This window comes from Methylobacterium nonmethylotrophicum (assembly GCF_004745635.1).
Classification (GTDB): Bacteria; Pseudomonadota; Alphaproteobacteria; order Rhizobiales; family Beijerinckiaceae; genus Methylobacterium; species Methylobacterium nonmethylotrophicum.
The window spans coordinates 440,212-464,218 of sequence record NZ_SRLB01000004.1 but is presented as its reverse complement, the minus strand read 5'-3'; the positions used below and the strand labels follow the sequence as shown (position 1 = coordinate 464,218).

21 protein-coding genes are annotated in these 24,007 nt (G+C 71.3%); 16 read left to right on the top strand and 5 right to left on the bottom strand.

Annotated elements, in window-relative coordinates; genetic code table 11:
* Positions 1-184 precede the first annotated feature (184 nt).
* Positions 185-1,744 (bottom strand): exodeoxyribonuclease VII large subunit, encoded by a 1,560-nt coding sequence (gene xseA / locus EU555_RS07025; RefSeq protein ID WP_135413941.1) that lies wholly within the window; start codon positions 1,742-1,744, stop codon positions 185-187.
* Between the two features lie 147 nt (positions 1,745-1,891).
* Here xseA and purD point away from each other — a divergent pair, with 147 nt between their 5' ends.
* The 4 genes from purD to EU555_RS37465 all read left to right on the top strand — a co-directional run bounded on the left by purD (position 1,892) and on the right by EU555_RS37465 (position 5,365).
* Positions 1,892-3,184: a phosphoribosylamine--glycine ligase gene (gene purD, locus EU555_RS07020; RefSeq protein ID WP_135413940.1), complete on the top strand. Its 1,293-nt coding sequence runs from the start codon at positions 1,892-1,894 to the stop codon at positions 3,182-3,184.
* Positions 3,185-3,254: 70 nt separating this feature from the next.
* Positions 3,255-4,163, top strand: a complete 909-nt coding sequence (locus EU555_RS07015) for an alpha/beta fold hydrolase (protein WP_135413939.1) — start codon at positions 3,255-3,257, stop codon at positions 4,161-4,163.
* 114 nt (positions 4,164-4,277) lie between these two features.
* Positions 4,278-5,135, top strand: a complete 858-nt coding sequence (rarD, locus tag EU555_RS07010; protein WP_135413938.1) for an EamA family transporter RarD — start codon at positions 4,278-4,280, stop codon at positions 5,133-5,135.
* A 107-nt stretch (positions 5,136-5,242) separates the two neighbouring features.
* The gene (locus EU555_RS37465) at positions 5,243-5,365 is read left to right on the top strand and encodes a hypothetical protein (protein ID WP_281041272.1); all 123 of its coding nucleotides are present in this window, start codon (positions 5,243-5,245) and stop codon (positions 5,363-5,365) included.
* Between the two features lie 6 nt (positions 5,366-5,371).
* Here EU555_RS37465 and EU555_RS07005 read toward each other — a convergent pair whose 3' ends face one another.
* Together EU555_RS07005 and EU555_RS07000 are read right to left on the bottom strand one after the other, a co-directional pair.
* Positions 5,372-6,139, bottom strand: coding sequence for an SDR family oxidoreductase (locus tag EU555_RS07005; protein ID WP_135413937.1), 768 nt, complete (start codon positions 6,137-6,139; stop codon positions 5,372-5,374).
* Between the two features lie 128 nt (positions 6,140-6,267).
* Positions 6,268-7,020: a GntR family transcriptional regulator gene (locus EU555_RS07000; RefSeq protein ID WP_342636466.1), complete on the bottom strand. Its 753-nt coding sequence runs from the start codon at positions 7,018-7,020 to the stop codon at positions 6,268-6,270.
* Positions 7,021-7,183: 163 nt separating this feature from the next.
* Here EU555_RS07000 and EU555_RS06995 point away from each other — a divergent pair, with 163 nt between their 5' ends.
* From EU555_RS06995 to kce, 5 genes are all read left to right on the top strand, one after another.
* A complete protein-coding gene (locus EU555_RS06995) occupies positions 7,184-8,431 on the top strand; it encodes an ABC transporter substrate-binding protein (RefSeq protein WP_135413936.1) in 1,248 nt (415 codons plus the stop codon).
* A gap of 309 nt (positions 8,432-8,740) precedes the next feature.
* Entirely contained in the window at positions 8,741-9,619 is an 879-nt protein-coding gene (locus tag EU555_RS06990) for a branched-chain amino acid ABC transporter permease (RefSeq protein ID WP_135413935.1), read from the top strand.
* Between the two features lie 5 nt (positions 9,620-9,624).
* Positions 9,625-12,150, top strand: coding sequence for a branched-chain amino acid ABC transporter ATP-binding protein/permease (locus EU555_RS06985; RefSeq protein ID WP_135413934.1), 2,526 nt, complete (start codon positions 9,625-9,627; stop codon positions 12,148-12,150).
* Between the two features lie 40 nt (positions 12,151-12,190).
* Complete coding sequence (locus EU555_RS06980; protein WP_135413933.1) at positions 12,191-13,117, top strand: 3-hydroxyacyl-CoA dehydrogenase; 927 nt, start codon at positions 12,191-12,193, stop codon at positions 13,115-13,117.
* A gap of 12 nt (positions 13,118-13,129) precedes the next feature.
* Entirely contained in the window at positions 13,130-14,059 is a 930-nt protein-coding gene (gene kce, locus EU555_RS06975) for a 3,5-dioxohexanoate:acetyl-CoA acetone transferase (protein ID WP_135413932.1), read from the top strand.
* A 241-nt stretch (positions 14,060-14,300) separates the two neighbouring features.
* On the opposite strand, the gene EU555_RS06965 is transcribed toward kce, so the two are convergent.
* On the bottom strand, positions 14,301-15,320 hold the full coding sequence (locus tag EU555_RS06965) for an SMP-30/gluconolactonase/LRE family protein (RefSeq protein ID WP_135413931.1): 1,020 nt from the start codon (positions 15,318-15,320) through the stop codon (positions 14,301-14,303).
* A gap of 148 nt (positions 15,321-15,468) precedes the next feature.
* On the opposite strand from EU555_RS06965, the gene EU555_RS06960 reads away from it, so the two are divergent.
* Together EU555_RS06960 and EU555_RS06955 are read left to right on the top strand one after the other, a co-directional pair.
* Positions 15,469-15,696 (top strand): antitoxin, encoded by a 228-nt coding sequence (locus EU555_RS06960; protein ID WP_135413930.1) that lies wholly within the window; start codon positions 15,469-15,471, stop codon positions 15,694-15,696.
* Positions 15,693-16,106 (top strand): type II toxin-antitoxin system VapC family toxin, encoded by a 414-nt coding sequence (locus tag EU555_RS06955; protein ID WP_135413929.1) that lies wholly within the window; start codon positions 15,693-15,695, stop codon positions 16,104-16,106. Before EU555_RS06960 ends, EU555_RS06955 begins: the two co-directional genes overlap by 4 nt.
* 21 nt (positions 16,107-16,127) lie before the next feature.
* Here the strand turns inward: EU555_RS06955 and EU555_RS06950 are convergent, their stop codons facing one another.
* On the bottom strand, positions 16,128-17,198 hold the full coding sequence (locus EU555_RS06950) for a malate/lactate/ureidoglycolate dehydrogenase (protein ID WP_135413928.1): 1,071 nt from the start codon (positions 17,196-17,198) through the stop codon (positions 16,128-16,130).
* A 244-nt stretch (positions 17,199-17,442) separates the two neighbouring features.
* Between EU555_RS06950 and EU555_RS06945 the strand changes: the two genes are divergently transcribed.
* From EU555_RS06945 to EU555_RS06925, 5 genes are all read left to right on the top strand, one after another.
* Positions 17,443-18,606, top strand: coding sequence for an ABC transporter substrate-binding protein (locus EU555_RS06945; protein ID WP_135413927.1), 1,164 nt, complete (start codon positions 17,443-17,445; stop codon positions 18,604-18,606).
* A 107-nt stretch (positions 18,607-18,713) separates the two neighbouring features.
* Complete coding sequence (locus EU555_RS06940; protein ID WP_135413926.1) at positions 18,714-19,589, top strand: branched-chain amino acid ABC transporter permease; 876 nt, start codon at positions 18,714-18,716, stop codon at positions 19,587-19,589.
* Positions 19,586-21,418 carry a branched-chain amino acid ABC transporter ATP-binding protein/permease gene (locus tag EU555_RS06935; RefSeq protein ID WP_135413925.1) on the top strand — a complete coding sequence of 611 codons (1,833 nt, stop codon included), beginning with the start codon at positions 19,586-19,588 and terminating at the stop codon, positions 21,416-21,418. The genes EU555_RS06940 and EU555_RS06935 overlap by 4 nt, the downstream gene beginning before the upstream one ends.
* A gap of 16 nt (positions 21,419-21,434) precedes the next feature.
* Positions 21,435-22,178, top strand: a complete 744-nt coding sequence (locus EU555_RS06930; protein ID WP_093568303.1) for an ABC transporter ATP-binding protein — start codon at positions 21,435-21,437, stop codon at positions 22,176-22,178.
* A gap of 221 nt (positions 22,179-22,399) precedes the next feature.
* Positions 22,400-23,953, top strand: a complete 1,554-nt coding sequence (locus EU555_RS06925; RefSeq protein ID WP_135413924.1) for a UxaA family hydrolase — start codon at positions 22,400-22,402, stop codon at positions 23,951-23,953.
* Positions 23,954-24,007: the final 54 nt, after the last annotated feature.

Here is a 24,007-nt window from a genome sequence, read left to right as displayed (position 1 = left end):
CATGCCCCGTCTCCCGCTCCCGTCGTCAGGAGCAGGGAATCACGCCCTCGCCGCGCGTGCAATTTGCAAGGAAACCCACTGACCCACGCCAAGCCCTTGCACGCGCGAAGACGTGTGCATAACCAATCCGCGCGATCTTCCAACGATTTAGACGTTCTTCACGGCCGACGGACCTGAGGCGACCTTACGTCTCGAACAGCGATCCCTGCACGGCGCCCTCCACGGGCGCCTTTCTTGTCTCCGCCCCGCTCTCCTTGCGCCGCGCCGCCCGGCGCGGGGCCGGCCGCACCGGCTCCGGCGGGGACCCGGGCGCCGCGCCCTCGACGAGCGCCGCCACCCGCCCGTCGGCGAACTCGACCGCGAGGCGCCCGGCCGCCCGCGCCGCCGCCGCCGATCCGACCGGCGTGCCGGCCTCGTCGAGCACCAGCGCGTAGCCGCGGGCCAGCACCGACCGGTAGTTGAGGCTGGAAAACAAGGCAGTCGCCCGCGACAGCCGGCCGGACAGGCGCGCGAGCCCCTGGCCAGGGGCCTGCTCCAGCCGGCGCGACAGGCCGTTCAGGCGCTCGCCCTGCACCGCCAGAACCCGCTCCAGCGCATGGCGCGGCCGGTGGTCGATCGCCGCCAGGCGCTCGCGGGCCCGGGCGAGCCGCAAGGAGGGCGGGTTGCGGGCGAGCCCCTGGAGCGCCCGGTTGAGGCGGGCTTGCGCGTCCCGCGCATTGGCGGCGAGGGCCGGGGCGAGGCGGGCCTCGGCCAGGTCGAGGCGCTGGCGCTTCTGGGCGAGCAGCGCTTCCGGCCCCGGCAGCACCCGGGTCAGGCCGCGCAATTCGCCCCGGCGCTGGTCGACGAGGCGCAGGAGCGCCCCGGCGTGGCGCCGGCTCAAGGAGTCGAGATCGGCCAGAAGCTCGTGCAGCACCGGCACCGCCATCTCGGCGGCGCCGGTCGGGGTCGGGGCGCGGCGGTCGGCGGCGTGGTCGATCAGCGTGACGTCGGTCTCGTGCCCGACGGCGGAGATCAGCGGGATCGCGCTCGCGCTCGCGGCCCGCACCACGATCTCCTCGTTGAAGCACCACAGGTCTTCGATCGAGCCGCCGCCGCGGGCGACGATCAGCACGTCCGGCCGCGGGATCGCGCCGCCGGGTTCCAGCGCGTTGAAGCCGTGGATCGCCGTCGCGATCTCTTCCGCCGCCCCCTCCCCCTGGACCCGCACCGGCCAGACCAGGACGGGGCGCGGGAAGCGGTCGGCGAGCCGATGCAGGATGTCGCGGATCACTGCCCCTGTGGGCGAGGTGACGACGCCGATCACCGTCGGCAGGTACGGCACCGGCCGCTTGCGGGCGGCGTCGAACAGGCCCTCCGCCGCGAGCAGGCGGCGGCGCTCCTCGAGCAGGGCCATCCAGGCGCCCGCCCCGGCCGGCTCCAGCGAATCGACCACGATCTGATAGGCGGACTTGCCCGGATAGGTCGTGATCCGCCCGGTGACCACGACCTCAAGCCCCTCCTTGGGCTTGTGGCGCAGCCGCAGCATCGTGCCCTTCCAGATCACGGCGTCGATCTTGGCGCCGCCGTCCTTGAGGCTGAAATAGGCGTGGCCGGAGCCGTGCGGGCCGCGATAGCCCGAGATCTCGCCCTTCAGGCGCACGTGGCCGAACGCGTCCTCGAGGGTGCGCTTGAGGGCGCTCGCCAGCTCGGTGACCGACCATTCGGGCACGTTGGCGATCGGGGCGGAGAAAGCGGAGGCCGACATCGCGCGCGAGGCTACCGGCTCGGGCCGGGCCGCGGAAGGCCGGCGCGGCGCTTGAGGCGGCCAGTGGCCCCGGCGCATCACTCCCGGTTGCTGCCGGGGCGCGAGGTCGCTTAAACGTCCCGCGACACTGACCTTCCGGGACCGGCGATGCGCGACCAGCACCCCCTCACCCTCCTGCTGATCGGCTCCGGCGGGCGCGAGCATGCCCTGGCCTGGAAGCTGGCGCAGAGCCCGCTCTGCCGCCGCCTGCTGATCGCACCCGGCAATCCCGGCACGGCGGCCCACGGCACCAACCTCTCGGACCTCGACGTGACCGACCACGCGGCGGTGATCGCCGCCTGCCGGCGCGAGGGCGTCGATCTCGTGGTGGTCGGTCCCGAGGCGCCGCTGGTCGCGGGCCTGGTCGACGCCCTGGCGCAGGCCGGCATCCGGGCCTTCGGGCCGAACGCCGCCGCGGCGCAGCTCGAAGGCTCGAAGGCCTTCACCAAGGAGCTGTGCCGGGACTTCGCGATCCCGACCGCCGCCTTCGCGCGCTTCCGCGAGGTCGCGCCGGCCCTCGCCCATCTGCGCGCCGGCCGCATCCCGGTCGTCGTCAAGGCCGACGGGCTCGCCGCCGGCAAGGGCGTGGTGGTGGCCGAGACGCTGGCGCAGGCCGAGGCCGCGGTCGAGAGCATGCTCGGCGGCGGGCTCGGCGCCGCCGGCGCCGAGGTGGTGATCGAGGACTGCCTCGTCGGCGAGGAGGCGAGCCTGTTCGCGCTGTGCGACGGCACGAACGCCGTGCTGCTCGGCACCGCGCAGGACCACAAGCGCGTCCATGACGGCGACAAGGGGCCGAATACCGGCGGCATGGGCGCCTATTCCCCCGCCCCGGTGCTGACGCCGGCGCTCGAAGCCGAGGTGATGGAGCGGATCATCCGCCCGACGCTCGACGGGATGCGGGCGCGGGGCACGCCCTTCTCCGGCATCCTCTATGCCGGGCTGATGCTGACGGCGGAAGGCCCGATGCTGATCGAGTACAACACCCGCTTCGGCGATCCCGAATGCGAGGTGCTGATGCCGCGCCTCGCCTCGGACCTGGTGCCGTTGCTCGTCGCCGCCACGGAGGGCGACCTCTCGGGCGTCGTCCCGGAATGGCGCGACGAGGTCGCGCTGACGGTCATCATGGCCGCCCCCGGCTATCCCGGCGCCGTCGCGAAGGGCTCGGAGATCCGCGGGCTTCAGGCGGCCGAAGCGGCGGGCGCCCTGGTGTTCCAGGCCGGCACGAAGCGCGACGGCGACCGGCTCATCGCCGATGGCGGCCGGGTGCTGGCCGTCACGGCGCTGGGGCACGACGTGCGGGAGGCTCAAGGACGCGCCTACGCCGCCCTCGACCGGATCGACTGGCCGGAGGGCTTCTGCCGCCGCGACATCGGCTGGCGCGCTCTGGCGCGCGAGACCTGAGCCGGCTTCCCGCGTTAACCTCGGCCGGTCCCCGCCACGGCGCGGGCCACACGACCTTGGGGAGCGCCCGATGCCCGCCGACCTGTTTCCCGGCTTCACGTCGCACTGGATCGACCTGCCCGACGGGCGCTTCTTCGCCCGGGCGGGCGGACCGGACGACGCCCCGCCCCTGGTGCTGCTGCACGGATTCCCGCAGACCCACGCCTGCTGGCACAGGATCGCCCCGGCGCTCGCCCGCACCCACCGGGTGATCTGCCTCGACCTCAAGGGCTACGGCTGGTCGGCGGCGCCCAAGGGCGACTCGGCGCACGAGGCGTATTCCAAGCGGCAGATGGGCCGGGAGGTGGTCGCCGTGATGGAGCGGCTCGGCCATGTCCGCTTCGGGCTGATCGGCCACGACCGCGGCGCCCGGGTCGGCTACCGTCTCGCCCTCGACGAGCCGGGCCGCATCGACCGTCTCGCCCTCCTCGACATCGTGCCGACGGTCTCGCAGTGGCGAACCATGGAGCGCGAGCCCGGGCTCTACCCGCACTGGCGCTTCCTGGCGCAACCGGCGCCCGTGCCGGAGCAGGAGATCGGCCGCGCCCCGATCCCCTATTACGAAGAGCTGCTGCGGCTCTGGACCGGCGACGGCACCCTCGACGCCTTCTCCCCCGGCGCCCTCGACCTCTACCGCCAGAGCTGGAACGTGCCCGAGCGCATCCAGGCGAGTTGCGAGGATTACCGCGCCGGGGCCGGGCCCGACCGGGCCGCCGACGAGGCCGACCTCGCGGCAGCGCGCCGCCTCGCCGGGCCGGTGCTGGTGCTGGCCGCCGACCGCTTCATCGGCCGCAACGGCCTCGACCCGGTGCGGCAGGCCTGGGCCGACACCTTCGCGCCGGACGGCACGACCTACGAGGTCATCCCGTCGGGCCACTTCGTGGCCGAGGAGAATCCGGGGGCGACGCTGGCGATCCTCGAGCGCTTCCTCGCCGCCTGAGCCCGCGCGAGACCCGCGCGGCGCGGGTGGCCGCCCCCCGCCCCGGACCGTAGCCGGGGCGGAGCGCCCGCGGCTAGAAGCCGGGCGGGCGCGTGCCGCCCGGGGGAAACATCCGTGGGTCTGATCTACGCGCTCGGCGCCTTCCTGAGCTGGGGCCTCGTCGTCCCGGTGCATTTCCGCCTGCTCGACGGGGTGCCGGCCTGGGGCATCCTCGCCCACCGCATCGTCTGGTCGAGCGTGTTCATCGTGCTGCTGCTCACCGGCCTGCACCTGACGCGCCGGGGCCCGCGCGTCTCGCTCCAGCGCCGCCACGCCGTCCTGCTGCTCTCGGCCCTCATCATCGCGGGCAACTGGTCCCTGTACCTGTGGGCGGTGCAGAACGGGCGGATGCTGGATGCGAGCCTCGGCTACTTCATCAACCCGCTGGTCAACGTCGCGCTCGGCGCCCTCGTGCTGCGCGAGACCTTGCGCCCGCTCCAGCTCGCCGCGGTGGCGCTCGCGGCGATCGGCGTGATCGCCGCCGTGGTGGCGGCCGGCACCCTGCCGTGGATCGCGCTGTCGCTGGCCGTCAGCTTCGCGGTCTACGGCCTGATCCGCAAGCTGGTGCCGATCGACCCGATCCTGGGCCTGGGCGCCGAGACCTTCGCGCTGCTGCCGCTCGCCCTCGTTTATCTCGCCGTCGCGCCGACGCCGCCCGGGCAGGATGGCCGGCTCTGGCTGCTCCTGATGCTCACCGGCGTGACCACCGCGGTGCCGCTGATGTGGTTCGCGGCGGCCGCCTCCCGCCTCAAGCTCTCGACGATCGGGCTGCTGCAATACATCGCCCCATCCTGCCTGCTGGGCCTGAGCGTGCTCGTCTACGGCGAGGCCTTGCCGGCGTCCCGGATGCTCGTCTTCGGGCTGATCTGGGCGGCCCTGGCGCTCTACGCGGTCGATGCGGCGCGGCCGCGCCCTGCCGCGCAGGCGCCGTGAGGGCCAGGCTCGAACAGCCTGGCGCAAGCTCCAGCGCTCAAGCTTCCCCCGTCCAACCATAATCGCCGGGCTCTCTCGCCTCACGCGACGAATCGGCGGGGGCGGCGATGATCCTGGACGACGTGAAGACGAGGGACGGGGCCGGCCCCCACCCGATCTGGCTGGTGCTCGGCCCCTGGGCGGTGTTCGCCGTGGCTCTGGGCGGGTTCCTGGCGCGCTGGCTGCCCTGAGCGCCGTCAGGTTATCGTCTGCAGGTCGCCGTCGACCGCCAGCGCCTGGCCCGAGATGGTCTTGCCTCTGGCCGAGGCGAGGAAGAGGATCTGGTCGGCGAGCTGGCGGGCGGTGACGTAGTCCTTGATCGAGGCCGATGCGAAGGCGGCCGCCTCCATCTCGGCGAAGCTGATCCCGCGCTGCTGCGCCTTGGCCTCGAGCACCCGGCGCTGCCGGTCGCCGGCGACGATGCCGGGCAGGACGGCGTTGACCCGGATGCCGTCGGCGCCGAGCTCCCGCGACAGCGACTTGGTGAAGCCGATCACCGCCCACTTCGCCGCGGCGTAGGGCGAGCGCAGCGGGAAGCCGAAGCGGCCCGCCGCCGAGGACAGGTTGACGATCGACGGGTTGGCGCTCGCCCGCAGGAGCGGGATCGCCAGGCGCACGCAGTTGAACTGCCCGGTGATGCAGATGTCGAGGGTGCGGTCCCAATCCTCCGGGTTGATCTCCTCGACCCGTCCCGTCGGCCCCGCGATGCCGGCATTGTTGACGAGGCAATCGAGCCCGCCGAGCGCGGCCTGCGCCTCGGCGAAGAGCCGCGCGACGTCCTCGCGCGAGGCCACGTCGGCGTAGGTGCCGGTGATGCCTGCGGGCAGCGCGGCGAGCGCGTCGCGGTCGACGTCGCAGACATGGACCCGCGCTCCCTCCTCCACGAAGGCCCGCGCCACTTCGAGCCCGATGCCGCCGGCGCCCGCCGTGACCAGCGCCTTCAGGCCGTTCAGTCCCATTTCCATGATCGTTCTCCTGTCGGCAATCCTCACGGGGCGAGGCGCCCCGTCATTCCGGTATTCCTCACGGGGCGAGGCGCCCCGTCATTCCGGTATTCCTCACGGGGCGAGGAGCCCCGTCGTCCCGGTATTCCTCACGGGGCGAGGCGCCCCGTCGTCTCGATGAAGGCGGCGCTGCCCGCGATGTCGGCGGCGAGCGCCGCCCGCGCGCCCTCGGCATCCCCGACGGCGAGAGCCGCCACCAGCCGCGCGTGGTGCGCCGCCGCCCCGCCCTCGGCGAGGCGCCGTGGCGAGGAGCGCATGTCGAGGTTGAGGACCGGGCCGATGCGCAGCCACAGGCCCTCGACGATCGCGACGAGCGACGGCAGGCCCGCGGCGGCGTAGACCGCGAAGTGCAGGTCGCGGTTCGCCCGCATCGCCCGCTCCAGGTCGGGCGCGTCCGCCCGCACCTCGTGCCGGAAGGCCGCGTCGTGGCCCCGGATCACCGCGAGGTCGTCGGGCCGGCAGGCCCGCGCGGCCTCCGCCGCCGCGAATCCCTCGACGGCGATGCGCACCCGCGTCAGCTCGCGGAACTTGCCCAGCGTGATCACCGGCACCCGCACGGCGCGGTTGGGCAGCACCTCCAGGGCCTCGTCGGCGACGAGCCGCGACACCGCCTCGCGGGCCGGCATCATCGAGGTGCCGAGCCGCTCGGCGACGGTGCGCAGGGACAGGCGCTCGCCGGGCGCCAGCTCGCCGGCGATCAGCAGGTCGCGCAGGGCGTCGTAGACCTGCGTGCCCAGCGTGATCCGCGCCAGCGGCGGGACGCCGGCCAGGTCGGGCCGGTCGCGCGCGTCCGGCGCGTCGCGCGCGGGCCGGTCGCGCGTGGACGCGTCGCGCCCATGCAAGTCCCGCCTCTCCAAGCGACGGACCTCCCCTGCGTTTCCCCGGTCGGCGCGGACGGACGGGTTCACCGTCTCGACAGGCGCGCCGTTTGATGCCAGCCTAAGTGTGATCACAGATCACGGCAACCCGAACGACCGTGATGCGATCTCGGGCAGGACACGCACCATGACGCAGGGCTCCACTCCCACGCGCCGCCACATCGTGCTGGGCGGCCTCGCAGCCGGCGCCGCTTTCGCCATGCCGGGCCTCGTGCGGGCGCAAGGCGCGCCGATCCGCATCGGCCACCTGACGCCGCGCACCGGCTTCCTCGGGCCGCTCGGCGAGTACGCCGTGATGGCAGCGCAGCTCGCCGCCGAGGAGATCAACGCCGCCGGCGGCATCCAGGGCCGCAAGATCGAGCTCCTGACCGAGGACTCGGTCAATCCGCAGACCGCCTCGAGCAAGGCCGAGCGCTACGTCGAGCGCGACAAGGTCGCGGCGATCGTCGGCGAGATCTCGTCGGCTTCAGCGCTGGCCATCGGCCAGGTGGCGCAGCGCGGCAGGACGATCTTCCTCAACACCGGCGCCAACTCGGACGCCCTGCGCGGGCAGGATTGCAAGCGCTACATGTTCCACGTCGAGGGCGCCAACTCGATGTACGTCAAGGCGGTCGGCCGCTCGCTCACGGAAGGAGGCCTCGTCAAGGGCAAGCGCTGGTACTCGCTCACCGCCGATTACGCCTTCGGGCACGACCTCCTGCGCGTCGCCAAGGGGTTCATGCAGGGCCAGGGCGGCACCTTCGCGGCCGACGAGCTGGTGCCCACCGACGCCACCGACTTCTCGGCCTACCTGCTGAAGATCCGGCAGGCCAAGCCCGACCTCGTGATCTCGAACCTTGCCGGCAACCAGATCACCAACTTCCTCAAGCAATACGCCGAGTACGGCCTGCCCTTCCCGGTCGCCGGCTTCGGCTTCGACACCGCGCTCGCCTGGGGCGCCGGGCCCGGCAACTTCGCCGGCACCTGGCCGTGCCTGTGGCACCACAAGGTCGACACCCCCTCCGCCAAGGCCTTCGTGGCCGCCTTCACCAAGAAGTACGGCAAGCCGCCGGAGAACCAGGCCTGGGGCGACTACAACGCGGTCAGGATCGTCGCCAAGGCGATGGCCGATACCGGCTCGACCGAGGGGCCGAAGCTGGTCTCCTACCTCGAGGGCGGCGCCAAGTTCGACGTGCAGAAGCCACGCCCGGGCTATTTCCGGGCCCGCGACCACCAGCTCATCAGCGAGATGTACGCGATCACGGCGCTCCCCGCCGAGAAGGTCAAGGACAAATGGGACCTGTTCACCTCCACCCCGGCGATTCCCGGCGAGGGCGAGGACATGGAGGTGCTGGCCCCGACGGCGGAGGAGGCGGCGTGCAAGCTGGAGGGATGAGGGCCGCCGGTGCTCCGATGCCCACCAGGTGAGGCGCACCTCCCCTCTCCCGTATGGGAGAGGGGCCGGGGGATCAAAGATCCCGCGTGAGGGTGCTACGGTTCTGAGTAAAACCCCGAATGTCGTGCTGGCAGCGGGACGGTTCAGGCACCTTGCTGAAGCGTGTCACCCTCACCCCTACCCCTCTCCCACACCTTGCAGCGATACCGGGCAAGCCCGGCATCGCCTGGAGAGGGGATCCCGCGCTTCATCCTGGACCGCGCGGTAGCGCGTCGATGAATCCAAAGACCTTCGACAGGAACCGACCTCGTGCTCCTCTTCACCCTCGCCGTCGAGCAGGTCGTCAACGGCCTGTTCCTGGGCGCGATCTACCTGCTCATCGCGCTCGGCCTGTCGCTGATCTTCAGCTTGGGCGGGATCGTCAACCTGGCCCACGGCGCGTTCTACGCGATCGGTGCCTACCTGACGATCGTGCTCTCGCCGGCTCTCGGCTTCGGCGGCTCGCTCGTCGTCGCGCCGGTCGTCGTCGCGGTGATCGGCCTCGCGGCCGAGCGCTTCCTCTTCCGCCGCTTCTACCGCGCCGACCCGATCCTCTCGCTCCTCCTCACCTTCGGCCTTGCCATGGTGGCCGAGCAGGCCCTGCGGATGATCTTCGGGGCGCCGCCCCTGCCCTACGCGATCCCGCAGGCCCTGCGCGGGCAGATCTTCGTCGGCGACTTCGTGCTGTCGCGCTACCGGCTCACCATCCTGGCGGCGGTGGTCGTGGCGGTGGCCTGCGTCTGGTTCCTGCTCCAGCGCACCACCTTCGGGCGGGTGGTCCGGGCCGGCGTCCAGAACCCCGACATGGTCGCGGCGCTCGGCATCTCGCTCAAGCCCTACATGGCGACCGTGGTGGGCTTGAGCGTCGGCCTCGCGGCGCTCGCCGGGGTGATGCTGGCCCCGATCTCCGGCGTGCACCCGGCCATGGGTGCGGAGGTGCTCACCGGCGCCTTCGTGGTGGTGGTGATCGGGGGCCTCGGCTCGTTCTGGGGCGTGGTGCTGGCCGCCCTGATCGTCGGCGTCGTCCGCGGCCTGATGGTGCTGGTCTATCCGGGCTTCGCCGAGGCCGCGATCTACGCCCTGATGGCGGTCATCCTGCTCGTGCGGCCCCGCGGCCTTCTCGGCGAGCGCATCCTGCGGTTCGAGTGACGACCATGACCGATCGCAGCGAACGCCTCACCCTGCCGCTCCTGGCCGTCGCCCTCGCGGCGCTGCCGTTCTGCCTCCAGGCCCTCGGCCTCACCCTCACCTCGGCCACCGACGTGGTGGTGTTCGCGGTGGCCTGCCTCGGGCTCAACATCCTGGTCGGGCAGACCGGCCTCGTCTCGTTCGGCCACGGCGCTTTCTTCGGCCTCGGCGCCTACGCGGCGGCGATCGCCCAGCGCCAGATCTTTCCCGGCACCTTGCTGCCGCCGGCCCTGTTCGCCCTCGCCGTCGTGTCCGTCGCGGCGCTCGTCCTCGGGCTCCTCATCCTGCGCCGGCGGGGCGTCTACTTCTCGCTGCTGACGCTCGCCCTCTCGGCCCTGTCCTTCACGGTGGCCTATCGCTGGACCGCGCTCACCGGCGGCGAGAGCGGCTATGGCGGCGTCGAGCGCCCCACGATCCTCGGGCTCGACCTCGACGCGGCCTGGACCTGGTACGGGATCGTGGCGCTCGTCGGCGTCGCGGTGGCCTATACGCTCGCCCGCTTCCGCCGCTCGGCCCTGGGCACCGTGCTGGAGGCGATCCGCGAGAACGAGCAGCGGGCGCGCTTCCTCGGCTACCCGACCAACCGCTACAAGCTCGTCGCCTTCACGGTCTCGGCCACCGTCACGGGCCTCGCCGGGGTCCTGAGCGTCTTCACCCACCGCTTCGCCTCGGCCGAGCCGCTGGGCTCCGCCTTCTCGGGCGAGCTTCTGGCGATGGTGGTGATCGGCGGGATGCGCAGCCTCGCCGGGCCGGCGATCGGGGCCCTGTTCTTCATCCTGTTTCGCGAGATGCTGTCGATCTGGACCGCCAACTGGCTGTTCTGGTTCGGCCTCCTGTTCGTCGGCTTCATCCTGTTCTCGCCCGACGGGCTCGTCGGCATCGGGCGCCGTCTCTACCGGATGGTGCGGCCGGCCGCGACCGAGGACGCCGCCATGGCGGGCCGCAGGGCCGGCGTGCCGGAGAACCTGCCGCCCTTCCTGCGGCCGGACGGCGTGATCGACGGGGTGATCCTGGCGGCGCGGGGCATCGCCAAGCGCTTCGGCGGCCTGAAGGCGGTCGACGGCGTCACCATCGCGGTGCGCGACCGGACGCTCCACGCCCTGATCGGCCCCAACGGCGCCGGCAAGACCACCGCCTTCAACCTGATCTCCGGGATGTTCCGGCCCGATGCCGGCACCGTGACGCTGGCCGAGACCTCGATCGCCGGCCTCGCGCCGGAGCGGATCTGCGCCGCAGGCATCGGCCGCTCGTTCCAGATCACCAACCTCTTCCCGGCGCTCACCGTCGAGGACAACGTGCGGCTCGCCGTGCAGGGCCGCCGCCCCGGCCGGTTCCATCCCTGGCGCGACGCCCGCGCCGACCAGGCGACCGCGGCCGAGACCGCCGAGATCCTGCGCTGGCTCGGCCTGGCCGGGCTCGAACGGGCGGAGGCCGGGTCGCTCTCCTATGGCGGCCAGCGCCTGCTCGACATGGGGGTGGCGCTCGCGACGAAGCCCCGGGTGCTGCTCCTCGACGAGCCGCTGGCGGGCCTCGCCGCCGCCGAGCGCACCCGCATCGGCGACATCATCAAGCGCGTCTCGACCGAGGTGCCGGTGCTGATGGTCGAGCACGACATCGACCGCGTCTTCCAGATCGCCGATGCCGTGACGGTGATGAACGAGGGCACGGTGCTGGTCGACGGCACGGTGGAGGATGCCCGCACCTCGCCGCGGGTGCAGGAGGTCTATATCGGCTCCGGCACCGCCGCGATGGCGGCGCGTCCCCGCCCGAGCGCCGCCGAGCCGCAGGTGGTGCTGTCGCTGGAGGGCGTCGACACCTTCTACGGCAAGAGCCACATCCTCACCGGCGTCACCTTCGCGGTCCACGCCCACGAGATCGTGGCCCTGCTCGGCCGCAACGGCGCCGGCAAGTCGACCTGCCTCAAGACCATCACGGGGCTCGCGCCCCACGCCGCCGGCCATCTCCGCCTCGGGACGGACAGCCTCGACGGCCGCTCGGCCGCGGCGATCGCCCGGGCGGGCATCGGCTACGTGCCGCAGGGGCGCGGCCTCTTCGCCGGCATGAGCGTCGCCGAGAACCTGGAGCTCGGCCGGCTGAAGCGCCGCACCGGCAACGGCGTGCACTGGGACGAGGAGCGGGTGCTCTCCTACTTCCCGCGCCTGCGCGAGCGCTGGCACACCCCGGCCGACTACCTCTCGGGCGGCGAGCAGCAGATGGTGGCGGTGGCCCGGGCGCTGTCCGGCGACGTACGGGTGCTGCTCCTCGACGAGCCGTTCGAGGGCCTGGCCCCGGCGGTGGTCGAGAGCCTGTTCGAGACCTTCGACGCCTTGCGCCGCGAGGTCTCGATCGTCATCGTCGACCACAACCTCGACCTCGCGCTCGCCCTCTCCGACCGCACCGTGGCGCTGGAGCGCGGCCGGGTGATGCATGACGGGCCCTCGCAGGCCCTGCGCGACGACCTCGGCCTACGCCGCCAAGTCCTGTGGCTGTGAGTTCCTGATCATGATCCGTTCCGAGGGAGATTCGTCGCCGATGCCAACCGTCGCCGTCGTCGGGGCCGGGCTGATCGGCCGGTCCTGGGCCGTGGTCTTCGCCCGGGCCGGGTTCGCGGTCCGCCTCACCGACATCCACCAAGCGGCGCTCGACGCCGCCCCCGGGCACGTCGAAGAAGCCCTGCGCCAGCTTGAGAGCCACGGCCTGGTCACGGACGTCCCGGCGGCGCTCGCCCGGATCCGGACCTGCCCCAGCCTGGCGGAGGCGGTCGCGGGCGCCGACCTCGTGCAGGAGAACGGGCCCGAGACGGTGGAGGCCAAGCGCGCGCTCTTCGCCGAGCTCGACGCCCTGTGCGATCCCTCGACGATCCTCGCCTCCTCGACCTCGGCCATCGTCGCCTCGCTGTTCACCGAACACCTCGCGGGGCGGGGCCGCTGCCTCGTCGGCCACCCGGTCAACCCGCCCCACCTCGTGCCGGTGGTGGAGCTGTGCGGCGCGCCCTGGACCGATCCGGCCGTGGTGGAGCGCGCCCGCGCCCTCTACGAGGCCGCCGGCCAGGCGCCGGTGACGGTGAACCGCGAGGTCGAGGGGTTCGTGCTCAACCGCCTCCAGGGCGCCTTGCTCTCGGAGGCCTTCCGCCTCGTCGCCGAGGGGGTGGTGAGCCCGGCGGACCTCGACAAGACCGTGGCCGAGGGTCTCGGCCTGCGCTGGTCCTTCCTCGGGCCCTTCGCCACGATCGACCTCAACGCGCCCGGGGGCGTGGCCGATTACGCCGCCCGCTACGGCGGCTTCTACGGCCGGCTCGCCGCCGACCCGGCCCCCGCTTCCGTCTGGTCGCCGGAGAGCACCGCCCGCATCGTCGGCGCCTGGGACGGCGGCCCCGATCCCGCCCCGCCGGCGGAGCGCAGCCGCCGCCGCGACGCGCGCCTCGCCGCCCTCATGGCGCACAAGCGCGCCCAGTCCTAAAAGGAGAGCCTCATGGCCAAGAGAAAAGTCGTCATCACCTGCGCCGTCACCGGCGCGATCCACACGCCCTCGATGTCGCCGCACCTGCCGGTGACCCCCGACCAGATCGCCGAGGCCGCGATCGGCGCGGCGGAGGCCGGTGCGGCGATCGTCCACCTGCACGCCCGCGACCCGAAGACCGGCAAGCCCGACCAGTCGCCTGAAGCCTTCGAGCCATTCCTGAAGGTGATCAAGCAGCGCTCGAACTGCGTGGTGAACCTCACCACCGGCGGCGCCCCGACCATGGGCATCGACGAGCGGCTCGGGCCGGCAGCCCACTTCAAGCCGGAGGTCGCCTCGCTCAACATGGGGTCGATGAATTTCGGCCTCTACCCGATGCTGGAGCGCTTCAAGAGCTTCCAGCACGACTGGGAGCAGCCCTATCTCGAGGGCTCGCGCGACCGGATCTTCAAGAACACCTTCGCGGACATCGAGCATATTCTCACCACCTGCGCCGAGAACGGCACCCGGTTCGAGGTCGAGTGCTACGATATCGGCCATCTCTACACCCTGGCCCACTTCGCCGACCGCGGCGTGATCAAGCCGCCGTTCTTCGTCCAGAGCGTGTTCGGCATCCTCGGCGGCATCGGGCAGCATCCGGAGGACGTGCAGCACATGAAGCGCACCGCCGACCGGCTGTTCGGCGCCGATTACCGCTGGTCGGTGCTGGGCGCGGGCCGCAACCAGATGACCATCGCCGCCCAGGCGATCGCGCTCGGCGGCAACGTCCGGGTGGGGCTGGAGGATTCGCTGTGGATCGGCCCCGGCCAGATGGCCGAGTCCAATGCCCAGCAGGTCCTGAAGGCGCGCCAGATCATCGAGGGGCTGGGGCTGGACGTGGCGACGCCCGACGATGCGCGCGAGATCCTGGCGCTGAAGGGCGGGGACCGGGTGAACTTTTAGGCGAAAGATCCGAGATATACTTCGGAAGGCTCCGCCCTCAACCCTCCCCCCTCTGCGGGGGAGGGTGCCCCACGGAGTGGGGCGGGAGAGGGGCAGCGCGACGCTGATCCAGGTGGCGCCTGTCACCACGGTCGCGACCTTTCCGGAAACGTGGTTCCCCTCTCCCGGCCCCTGCGCACGCAGGGACCACCCTCCCCCGCAGAGGGGGGAGGGTTCTTGCGCGGGGGCCGATGCCGTCTGCTTACGGCACCAGCGCCCCCTGCGTCTCGACATACACCGCGTAGACCGACGTACTGGCCGTCATGAACAGCCGGTTCCTCTTCGGCCCGCCGAAGCAGAGGTTGGCGCAGGTCTCCGGCAGGTGGATCTTGCCGATGAGGTCGCCGGACGGCGCGTAGCAGCGCACCCCGTCCTCCTTCGGGTCGGCCCAGCCCATCGAGCACCAGACGTTGCCGTCGACATCGGTGCGCAGGCCGTCGGTGAAGCCCGGCGCGAAGTTCTCCGCGAAGACCCGGTCGCCGGTGAGCCGGTCGCCCTCCACCGTGAAGGCGCGGATGTTCGAGCGCCCGCCATGGGTGAGGCCGGTATCGGCCACGTAGAGGGTCTTCTCGTCGGGCGAGAAGGCGAGGCCGTTCGGCCGGTCGATCCCTTCCGCCACCACCTTGGCCTGGCCGGTCGCCGGATCGAGGCGGTAGACCCGGGTCGGGAGTTCCGCCTTGTCCTTGTGGCCTTCGTAGTACCCGTCGATGCCGTAGCCCGGGTCGGTGAACCAGATCGCGTTGTCGGAGGCCACCACCACGTCGTTGGGGGCGTTGAGCGGCTTGCCGTCGAACTTGTCGATCAGCACCGTGATCTTGCCGTCGGGCTCCGTGCGGGTCACCCGCCGGGTGTCGTGCTCGCAGGTCAGCAGGCGGCCCTGCCGGTCGCGGGTGTTGCCGTTCGAGTAGTTCGAGTTCGCCCGGAACACGCTGACATGGCCGTTCTCGAGCCAGCGCATGATCCGGTTGTTGGGGATGTCGCTCCACAGGAGATAGCCGCCGTCGCGGAAGTAGACCGGGCCTTCAGCCCAGCGGAATCCGGTGGCGATGCGCTCGATGGCGGCGTTGCCGACCTTGTAGCGGAAGCGCTTGTCCAGCACCTCGACCCGCGGGTCGGGGTAGCGGGTGCCCGGCAGGTCGCCGAGGGGCAGCCGGTCGGCCCGCGCCGCGACCGTGGTGGCCGCGAGCGCGGCGGCGCCCGCGAGGACGTCACGTCGATTCATCACTCGTCTCCTCCCGTCCGGTGTCTTCGCGCCGGACAGGAGGATTGTAGGGGAGTGGAGCGCCGTGTCTCGTGGTTTTCCATGGGCCGACCGCCGTTGTGGCGATCGGGCCACCGATGTATATATAACGTGTATATACGGAGTCGTCATGACCATCGCGAAGCTCTTCATGTCCGGCGGGAGCCAAGCCGTCAGGCTGCCGCGGGAATTTCGCTTCGACGGCAGCGAGGTCGAGATTTTCCGCCGTGGCGACGAGGTCGTCCTGCGCGAGCGCCCGGCCAATCTCTCCGTGCTCCTCGACATTATCGACAGCATGCCGGCCGACATGCTGACCGATCTGCATGATGGCCCGCCGCAGGAGCGCGAGGGCCTGTGAAGCCTCGCTACCTGCTCGATACGAACGTCATCATCGCGCTCCGGCGCAGGCGGCCGCGCTCGGTCGTCGACCGACTGAATGGGCACCGTATCGGCGAAGCCGTCATGTCGGCGGTGACATACGGAGAGCTGTGCTTCGGGGCGGAGAAGAGCGTGGATCGAGACAACGCTTTCGCAGTCCTCGCCCGACTGGTCGCCGTCGTTCCAATCGAGATCGGCGAGCCGGAGCAGACCGGCCGCCGCTATGGTGAACTCCGAGCCACGCTCGGACGACAAGGTCAACTGATCGGCAACAATGATGTCTGGATCGCCGCGCACGCACTCGCGTCCAACCTCACGCTCGTGACCGGGAACGTCGGTGAGTTCAGCCGCGTGCCCGGTCTCGTCATCGAGGATTGGACGGCCCAATAAAGGCCGTCCGGGTCCATTGCATTACGTCCGGTACGCTTCCCCATCGAGCCCGTGCGGCCTTCCTGCCGCCATCAGCGTCTCCCACACCGGATCGGGCAGCGGCACGCCCTCGGCCAGGCGCTTGGCCCGCGTGCGCCGCTCCGGCTCGCCCGGCAGCAGCACCTCGCCGCCGGGTACCGGCCGGGCGCTCTTGAAGAAGTCGAGATAGGCGCGGGTCTCAGCCACCATCGCATCCTCGGAGCCGAAGGCCTCCGGGGTCATGTAGAGCGACAGCATCCCGTTGCAGAACCGCCGCGTCCCCGGCCCCGCGGTGCCGGACCCGGTGAGCGCGCCGGCGAGCAATTCGCACATCAGGGCCAGGCCCGAGCCCTTGTGCTCGCCGAAGGCCCGGATCGCGCCGGCGCCGTTGCGGTTGTCGCGCTCGAGGCCGTCGAGGGGGCCGTACAGGGTCGCGGGGTCGGCGGAGAGGCGCCCGTCGGGCTCGATCAGCACGCCCTCCGGCAGCGGCTTGCCGCCCTGCGAGGCGACCAGCACCTTGCCCTCGGCCACCGCCGAGGTGGCGAAGTCGAGGATCACCGGCTGGGCTCCCCGAACCGGAAAGCCCGCCGCGAAGGGGGCGGTGGAGAAGCGGCGGTCGACCGAGCCGAAGGGGGCGACCAGCAGGCTGCCCGCCACGTTGACGAAATGCACCGAGACGAGGCCGGCGGCGGCGGCCTGCTCGGCCCACTCGCCGATGCGGCCGAGATGCCCGGCATGCCGCAGGGCCACGATGGCGACGCCGTTCTCGCGCGCCTTGCGGATGCCGAGCTCGGTCGCGAAGGGACCGGCGGTCTGGCCGAAGCCGTAATGGGCATCGACCAGCGCGAAGGCCGGGCCGTCGCTCACCACCTCCGGCGTGCGGTCGGCCTCGACCTCGCCCTCCTGGAGCCAGGCGACGTAGCGCGGCACCCGGATCACCCCGTGGCTGTCGTGCCCGGTCAGGTTGGCGGCCACGAGATAGCGGCCGATCCGCTCGGCCTCCGCGTCCGAGCAGCCCTCGCGCGAAAAGATGTCCCGCACATAGGCGGTCAGGCCGCTGGCTGAGATCTGCATCGCAATCCTCCCGGTTTCTTGGTTCTGGCGGTCGAGACCGACCGCGTTCCGGCGGCCGCGACCGGCCGCATCGTGACGGCCGGGAGAATGGCCGCGGCGGCGCCCGAGGTCGAGGGCGTCCGGCGCAGGGGTGACCCGGCTTTTTCAACCCCGGGGGGTGGACATGGCAGCGCTGCCGGTGTCACATCCGCGCCAAGGCCGGGCCCTTGGAGCACCGGTCATTCTCCATGGGAGGAACAGGCTGATGAGGACGACGCGCCGCGTTTTCCTGAAGAGTGCGGCCACGGTCGCGGCCACCGGCCTCGTCGCGCCGTCGATCATCCGGCCGGCGAGCGCTCAAGCGGGCGGCACGATCCGCATCGGCATGGTGCTGCCGGTGACCGGGCCCGGGGCGGATGCCGGCCGCTTCGCCCTCAACGGCGCCAAGATCGCCCTCGAGGCCGTCAACAAGGCCGGCGGCGTCCTCGGCAAGCCGATGGAGCTCATCACCGAGGACGACCAGACCACCAATCCGGGCGCGGTGCTCGCCTTCTCCAAGCTCGCCTCGCAGCCCGATCTCGTGGCGTTCCTGGGCTCGATCCGCTCGACCCAGAACCACGCCATGGCCCCCGACATCCTGAAGACCGGCAAGCCGGTGGCCTTCGGCGGCACCGACCCGGTGCTGACCCAGCTCGGCAACCCCTGGCTGTTCCGGTTCCGGCCGAACGACAGCTTCTCGGCCCGGGTGATCGCCGAGTACGGCGTCAGCAACCTCGGCAAGAAGAAGTGGGCGATCATCCACTCGACCGACGCCTTCGGGACGAGCGGCGCCAAGGCGCTGACCGAGGCGTTGGGCAAGGCGGGCGCGACGGTGGCGCTCGACCAGGGCTACACCAACCAGAGCCAGGACTTCACGCCCGTCGTGCTGGCGATCCGCCAGTCGGGCGCCGACGTGATCGGCTCGTACTTCACCTTCGAGAACGACCTCGGCATCTTCGCCCGCCAGCTGCGCCAGCTCGGCGTGCAGGCGCCCTGGGTCGGGTCGCCCTCGATCGTCAACGTCACGGCGCTCAAGCTCGCCGGCCCCTCGCTCTACGGCACCTACGGCGTCGCCGACTACGCCGAGGAGTCGAGCAACGTGGCGCGCGACTTCGGCAAGGCCTACCGGGCGGTGATGAAGCTTCCGCCCGACAACCAGTCGTCCTGGACCTTCGACGCCGTGACGGTGCTGGCCAAGGCCATCAACGCCGCCGGCAAGACCGACCCGAAGGCGATCCGCGAGGCGCTGCTCGCGGTGCGCGGCCACGAGGGTGCGGAAGGCACCTACAACTTCGACCAGAACGGCGACGGCCTGCACGGCTACAACGTGGTGCGCAACGACAAGGGCAACATCGTCTTCGACAAGCGCATCGACTTCTACAAGGCCTGAACTCTCGGACAGTCGATCGGGACGGCGATGAGCCGTCCCGATGCCGTTTCGGCCGCTGCGTTCCCCGCGGCGGCGCGACCCTTTTCATCCGACCGGGGCGGGCCCGCATGGACCTCATCCTCCAGCTTCTGTTCACAGGGATCGGCATCGGCGCCGTCTACGCGCTCGTCGCGCTCGGCTTCGTGCTGATCTTCCGCGCCACCAACGTGGTGAACTTCGCGCAAGGCGAGTTCTCGATGGTGGCGGCGTTCCTGATGGTGGTCTTCGCCGTCGACCTGCAATGGCCGTACTGGCTGTCGTTCCTGCTCGCGATCGGCGGCATGGCCCTGCTCGGCGCGCTGTTCAACCTCGGCGTCTACTATCCGCTGCGCCATCGCACCTACCTGCCGGTGATCATCTCGACGATCGGCGCCTCGATCTTCCTCGCCAACACCACGCTCGCGCTCTACGGGCCGCAGCCGCAGGTGCTGCCGCCGGTCTTCGAGACGCAGGGCTTCCTGATCGGCCCGGTCTTCCTGGACACCCAGTACCTGCTGATCATCGCCGTCACCGCGGTCCTGGTGGCGTTCCAGTACTGGTTCTTCGAGCACACCCTGATCGGCAAGAAGCTGCAGGCGACCTCGCAGGACAAGGAGATGGCGGCCCTCCTCGGCATCCCGGTCGCCGGGATGATCATGCTGACCTTCGTGTACAGCGCGGTTCTCGGCGGCATCGCCGGCATCCTGGTGGCGCCGGTGCTGTTCGTGTCGATCCAGATGGGCGCCACCATCGCGCTGAAAGCGTTCGCCGCCACCATCATCGGCGGCTTCGGGGACGTCACCGGCGCGATCATCGGCGGGCTCGCTCTCGGCATCATCGAGACCTTCGGGGCGGCCTACGTGTCGGTGCCCTACAAGGACGCCTTCGCGTTCATCGTCCTCGTCGCCTTCCTGGCCCTGCGCCCGCAGGGCATCTTCGGCGAACGCATCGCGGAGAAAGCATGACCGGCTCCCCTCGCCCCGTCGCGGCGGACCCGGTGTCCGCTCACCCCGCCGCCCGCCGCTTCCCCCTCGGCAGCCTCGCCTATGCGGCGCTCGTGGCAGTCGCGGTGTTCCTCGCCGCCACGACGCCGTTCAGCGGCTACGTGCTCAACATCCTGATGCAGGCCGCGACCTACGCCATCGCGGTCATCGGGCTGACCGTCGTGCTGGGTCTCTGCGGGCAGATCAACCTCGCCCAGGCCGCCTTCTTCGGCATCGGCGCCTACGCGGTCGGCCTCGGCACCGTCGATCTCGGCATCAGCTTCTGGCTCTGCCTGCCGATCGGCCTCGTCCTGGCGCTGATCCTCGGCGCCGTCCTCGGCGCCTCGACGCTGCGCCTCGGCGGCCACTACCTCGCCATGGTGACGATCTCGTTCCAGCAGATCCTGACGCTGATCATGATCAACTGGATCCCGGTCACCCACGGCCCGGACGGCGTCCCGAACATCAAGCGCCCCGGGCTGTTCGCCGACGGCCAGAGCTATCTCGCGCTCTGCGTCTTCGTGCTGGCGGCGGTGGCCTACGCGGTCTGGCGCATGCCCAAGACCCGGCTCGGCCGCGCCATGCGGGCGGTGCGCGACAACGAGCTCGCCGCGGGCGTCACCGGCATCGACATCTACCGCACCAAGGTGATGGCCTTCGCCATCGGGGCGCTGCTCGCGGGCCTCGGCGGCGGGCTGTTTGCCGGCAGCTTCACCTATATCAGCCCGGACCAGTTCTCCTTCGCCGAGTCGGTGGTCTTCCTCACCATGGCGCTCCTCGGCGGCGTCGGCTCGCCGGTCGGCGCGGTGATCGGCACCGGGCTCCTGATCCTGATCCCGGAATGGCTGCGGTTCCTGAAGGAGATCCCGGGCCTCTACCTCGCGATCTACGGCCTCGCCGTCATCCTGATCGTGGTGTTCATGCCGGAGGGCATCTGGGGCTTCCTCGGCGACCAGGTGAAGCGCCTGCGGCCGCGCAGACCCGCGCCCCCGCGGGCCCAGGACCTCACCCTCACCCAGGACGCGGCGTCGGCCGCTCCTGTGCTGGAGGTCGAGGGCCTGTCGAAGCACTTCGGCGGCCTGAAGGCGGTCGACGAGGTCAGCTTCACGGTCACCCGCGGCGGCATCCACGCGCTGATCGGCCCGAACGGCTCTGGCAAGACCACGACGCTCAACGTGCTCTCGGGCCTCTACACCCCGACGGGCGGGCGGGTGCGCCTCAACGGGCAGGACATCACCCGCTTCGCGCCGCATCAGCGCGCCGCGGCCGGCCTCGGGCGGACGTTCCAGAACATCCGCCTCTTCCGCTCGATGAGCGCGCTGGAGAACGTGGTGATCGGCGCCGAGCGGCCGGGCAACGGCATCGTCGCCCATGACCGCGCCTCGCTGGAGGCACGGGCGCGGGCGGCGCTGGCCTTCGTCGGGCTGGAATCCAGGGCCGACGAGCCGATCTCGTCCTTCTCCTACGGCCACCAGCGCCTCGTCGAGATCGCCCGGGCGCTCGCCGGCAACCCCGTGCTGCTCCTCCTCGACGAGCCGGCGGCGGGCCTCAACTCGAGCGAGAAGAACGCGCTCACCGTGCTCCTGCGCCGGATGGCCGCCAAGGGCCTGACCATCCTGATCATCGACCACGACATGACGCTGGTGAGCGACGTGGCGAGCCACATCACCGTGCTGAACTTCGGCCGGCGCATCGCCGACGGGGTCACCGCCACGGTGTTGCGCGAGCCCGCCGTGATCGAGGCCTATCTCGGCCAGGAATCGACCGAGGGGCCGAGCGTCGGCCTCAAGACCGACCTCGCGCCGGCTTGAAAGACAGGAGACACGGATGGCACTCCTGGAAATCCGCGACCTGACCGTGCGCTACGGCGAGATCGAGGCCGTGCGCGGCATCTCGTTCTCGGTCGAGGCCGGCGAGGTCGTGACCCTGCTCGGCTCGAACGGGGCCGGCAAGTCGACGACGCTCAAGACCATCTCGGGGCTGGTGAAGCCGGCCGGCGGCGAGGTCCTGTTCGAGGGCCAGTCGCTCCTCGGCCTCAAGCCCGAGGAGATCGTGCGCCGGGGCGTGGCGCACGTGCCCGAGGGGCGCCGGGTCTTCCCGGGCCTCACGGTGCGCGAGAACATCATGCTCGGCGCCTCGAACCGGAAGGGGCTCACGAGCCGCCAGATCCGCGACGAGGCGGAGGGCATGTTCGAGCTCTTCCCCGACATCCGCCGCTTCGGCGACGCGCTGGGCTGGACGCTCTCGGGCGGCCAGCTCCAGATGGTGGCGCTCGCCCGCGGCCTGATGGCCAAGCCCCGCATCCTGCTCCTCGACGAGCCGTCGCTGGGCCTCGCCCCGGTGATCGTCCAGGCGGTGTTCGCGATCATCGCCGAGGTGCGCCGGCGCGGCACCACCGTGCTCCTCGTCGAGCAGAACGCCCGCATGGGCCTCTCGGTCGCCGACCGCGGCTACGTGCTGGAGACCGGCCAGCTGGTGCTCAGCGGCGAGCCGCAGGCCCTGTGGGCGAACGACGACATCCGGGCGGCGTATCTGGGCGGGCGGGCGAAGGCCGAGGCCCTGGCGCATTGAGGATCGGTCGAGCGCATCGAAGGCGCATCTCACCCGCGACCTCATCCTGAGGTGCGCGTGAAACGAGCCTCGAAGGAGGGTTCCAGGGATCGCGGAGCCTTCTGGAGCCCTCCTTCAAGGTTCGCTGCGCTCACACCTCAGGATGAGGTTCCGGGTCGGATGAAATTCCAAATCGCCCGGAACGGCCCTATACCTCGACAAAGGTTCTGAAGGTCCCGCCCATGTCCACCCCGACCCCCCTCCACCCCACCAATCCCCGCTTCGTCCGCCTCAGCCACGAGGACAACGTCGTGGTGGCGGTGGACCCGATCGTGCCCGGCGCCGCCGTCGAGGGCGTCACCGCCTCGGCGCGCGTGCCGCGGGGCCACAAATTCGCGGTGGTGACGATTCCCGAGGGCGCACCGATCCGCAAGTTCGGCCAGATCATCGGCTTCGCCAGTCGCGCGATCGCCCCGGGCGAGTGGGTGCACGAGCACAATGTGGGCCTCGGCGAGGACAAGGGCGACTTCGCCCGCGACTACCGCTTCTGCGAGGAGGCGAAGCCCGTCGCGATGGTGCCGGAGGGCCAGCGCGCCACCTTCGAGGGGTACCGCCGGGCGGACGGACGGGTCGGCACCCGCAACTACGTCGGCGTGCTCACCTCGGTGAACTGCTCGGCCACGGTGGCCCGCTTCATCGCCGAGGAGGCGCGCCGCTCCGGCCTCCTCGACGAATTTCCGGGCATCGACGGCATCATCCCCCTCACCCACGGCACCGGCTGCGGCTACGACATCCAGGGCGAGGGCGCCGACATCCTCAAGCGGACGCTGTGGGGCTACGCCGCCAACCCGAACATGGGCGGCGTCATCATGGTGGGCCTCGGCTGCGAGGGCCTGCAGATCGACCGCTGGAAGCGCGCCTACGGCATCGAGGAGAGCGAGACCTTCCGCAGCTTCACCATCCAGGACACCGGCGGCACGCGGCGCACCATCGCGGCCGGCGTCGCGGCGCTCCGCGAGATGCTGCCGGCCGTGTCACGCGCCAGGCGCGAGACCGTGCCGGCCTCCGAGCTGATGCTCGCCCTGCAATGCGGCGGCTCGGACGGCTATTCGGGCATCACCGCCAACCCGGCGCTCGGTGCCGCGGTCGACCGGCTGGTGGCCGAGGGCGGCACCGCGATCCTGTCGGAGACGCCGGAGATCTACGGCGCCGAGCACCTGCTGACCGCGCGGGCGGCGAGCCCGGAGATCGGCCACAAGCTCGTCGAGATGATCCACTGGTGGGAGGCCTACACCGCCCGCAACGGCGGCGAGATGAACAACAACCCCTCGCCGGGCAACAAGGCCGGCGGCCTCACCACCATCCTGGAGAAGTCGCTGGGCGCCACCGCCAAGGGCGGCTCGACCACGCTCCAGGGCGTCTACCGCTACGCCGAGCCGGTCACGGCCAAGGGATTCGTCTACATGGACACGCCCGGCTTCGATCCGGTGGCGGCGACCGGCCAGGTCGCGGGCGGGGCCAACGTGCTCTGCTTCACCACCGGCCGCGGCTCGGCCTATGGCTGCAAGCCGACCCCGTCGATCAAGCTCGCCACCAACAGCGAGATGTACCGGCGGATGCAGGACGACATGGACATCGATTGCGGCGACGTGCTCGACGGCGTCTCGATCGAGGAGAAGGGCCGGGAGATCTTCGAGACCATCCTGCGGGTCGCGTCGGGCGAGCGCACCAAGTCCGAGGGCTTCGGCTACGGCGATGCCGAGTTCGTGCCCTGGCAGATCGGCGCGGTGATGTAGCCGGCGCGATATGGCGGCGGCGGCCGAACCGTTCTAAGGGGCGCTCCGGGGGCA

Coding starts and splice junctions, on each gene's coding strand:
- xseA (WP_135413941.1), bottom strand. CDS start 1,744: ATGTCGGCCTCCGCTTTCTCCGCCCCGATCGCCAACGTGCCCGAATGG.
- purD (WP_135413940.1), top strand. CDS start 1,892: ATGCGCGACCAGCACCCCCTCACCCTCCTGCTGATCGGCTCCGGCGGG.
- EU555_RS07015 (WP_135413939.1), top strand. CDS start 3,255: ATGCCCGCCGACCTGTTTCCCGGCTTCACGTCGCACTGGATCGACCTG.
- EU555_RS37465 (WP_281041272.1), top strand. CDS start 5,243: ATGATCCTGGACGACGTGAAGACGAGGGACGGGGCCGGCCCCCACCCG.
- EU555_RS07005 (WP_135413937.1), bottom strand. CDS start 6,139: ATGGAAATGGGACTGAACGGCCTGAAGGCGCTGGTCACGGCGGGCGCC.
- EU555_RS06995 (WP_135413936.1), top strand. CDS start 7,184: ATGACGCAGGGCTCCACTCCCACGCGCCGCCACATCGTGCTGGGCGGC.
- EU555_RS06985 (WP_135413934.1), top strand. CDS start 9,625: ATGACCGATCGCAGCGAACGCCTCACCCTGCCGCTCCTGGCCGTCGCC.
- EU555_RS06980 (WP_135413933.1), top strand. CDS start 12,191: ATGCCAACCGTCGCCGTCGTCGGGGCCGGGCTGATCGGCCGGTCCTGG.
- kce (WP_135413932.1), top strand. CDS start 13,130: ATGGCCAAGAGAAAAGTCGTCATCACCTGCGCCGTCACCGGCGCGATC.
- EU555_RS06965 (WP_135413931.1), bottom strand. CDS start 15,320: ATGAATCGACGTGACGTCCTCGCGGGCGCCGCCGCGCTCGCGGCCACC.
- EU555_RS06960 (WP_135413930.1), top strand. CDS start 15,469: ATGACCATCGCGAAGCTCTTCATGTCCGGCGGGAGCCAAGCCGTCAGG.
- EU555_RS06950 (WP_135413928.1), bottom strand. CDS start 17,198: ATGCAGATCTCAGCCAGCGGCCTGACCGCCTATGTGCGGGACATCTTT.
- EU555_RS06945 (WP_135413927.1), top strand. CDS start 17,443: ATGAGGACGACGCGCCGCGTTTTCCTGAAGAGTGCGGCCACGGTCGCG.
- EU555_RS06940 (WP_135413926.1), top strand. CDS start 18,714: ATGGACCTCATCCTCCAGCTTCTGTTCACAGGGATCGGCATCGGCGCC.
- EU555_RS06935 (WP_135413925.1), top strand. CDS start 19,586: ATGACCGGCTCCCCTCGCCCCGTCGCGGCGGACCCGGTGTCCGCTCAC.
- EU555_RS06930 (WP_093568303.1), top strand. CDS start 21,435: ATGGCACTCCTGGAAATCCGCGACCTGACCGTGCGCTACGGCGAGATC.
- EU555_RS06925 (WP_135413924.1), top strand. CDS start 22,400: ATGTCCACCCCGACCCCCCTCCACCCCACCAATCCCCGCTTCGTCCGC.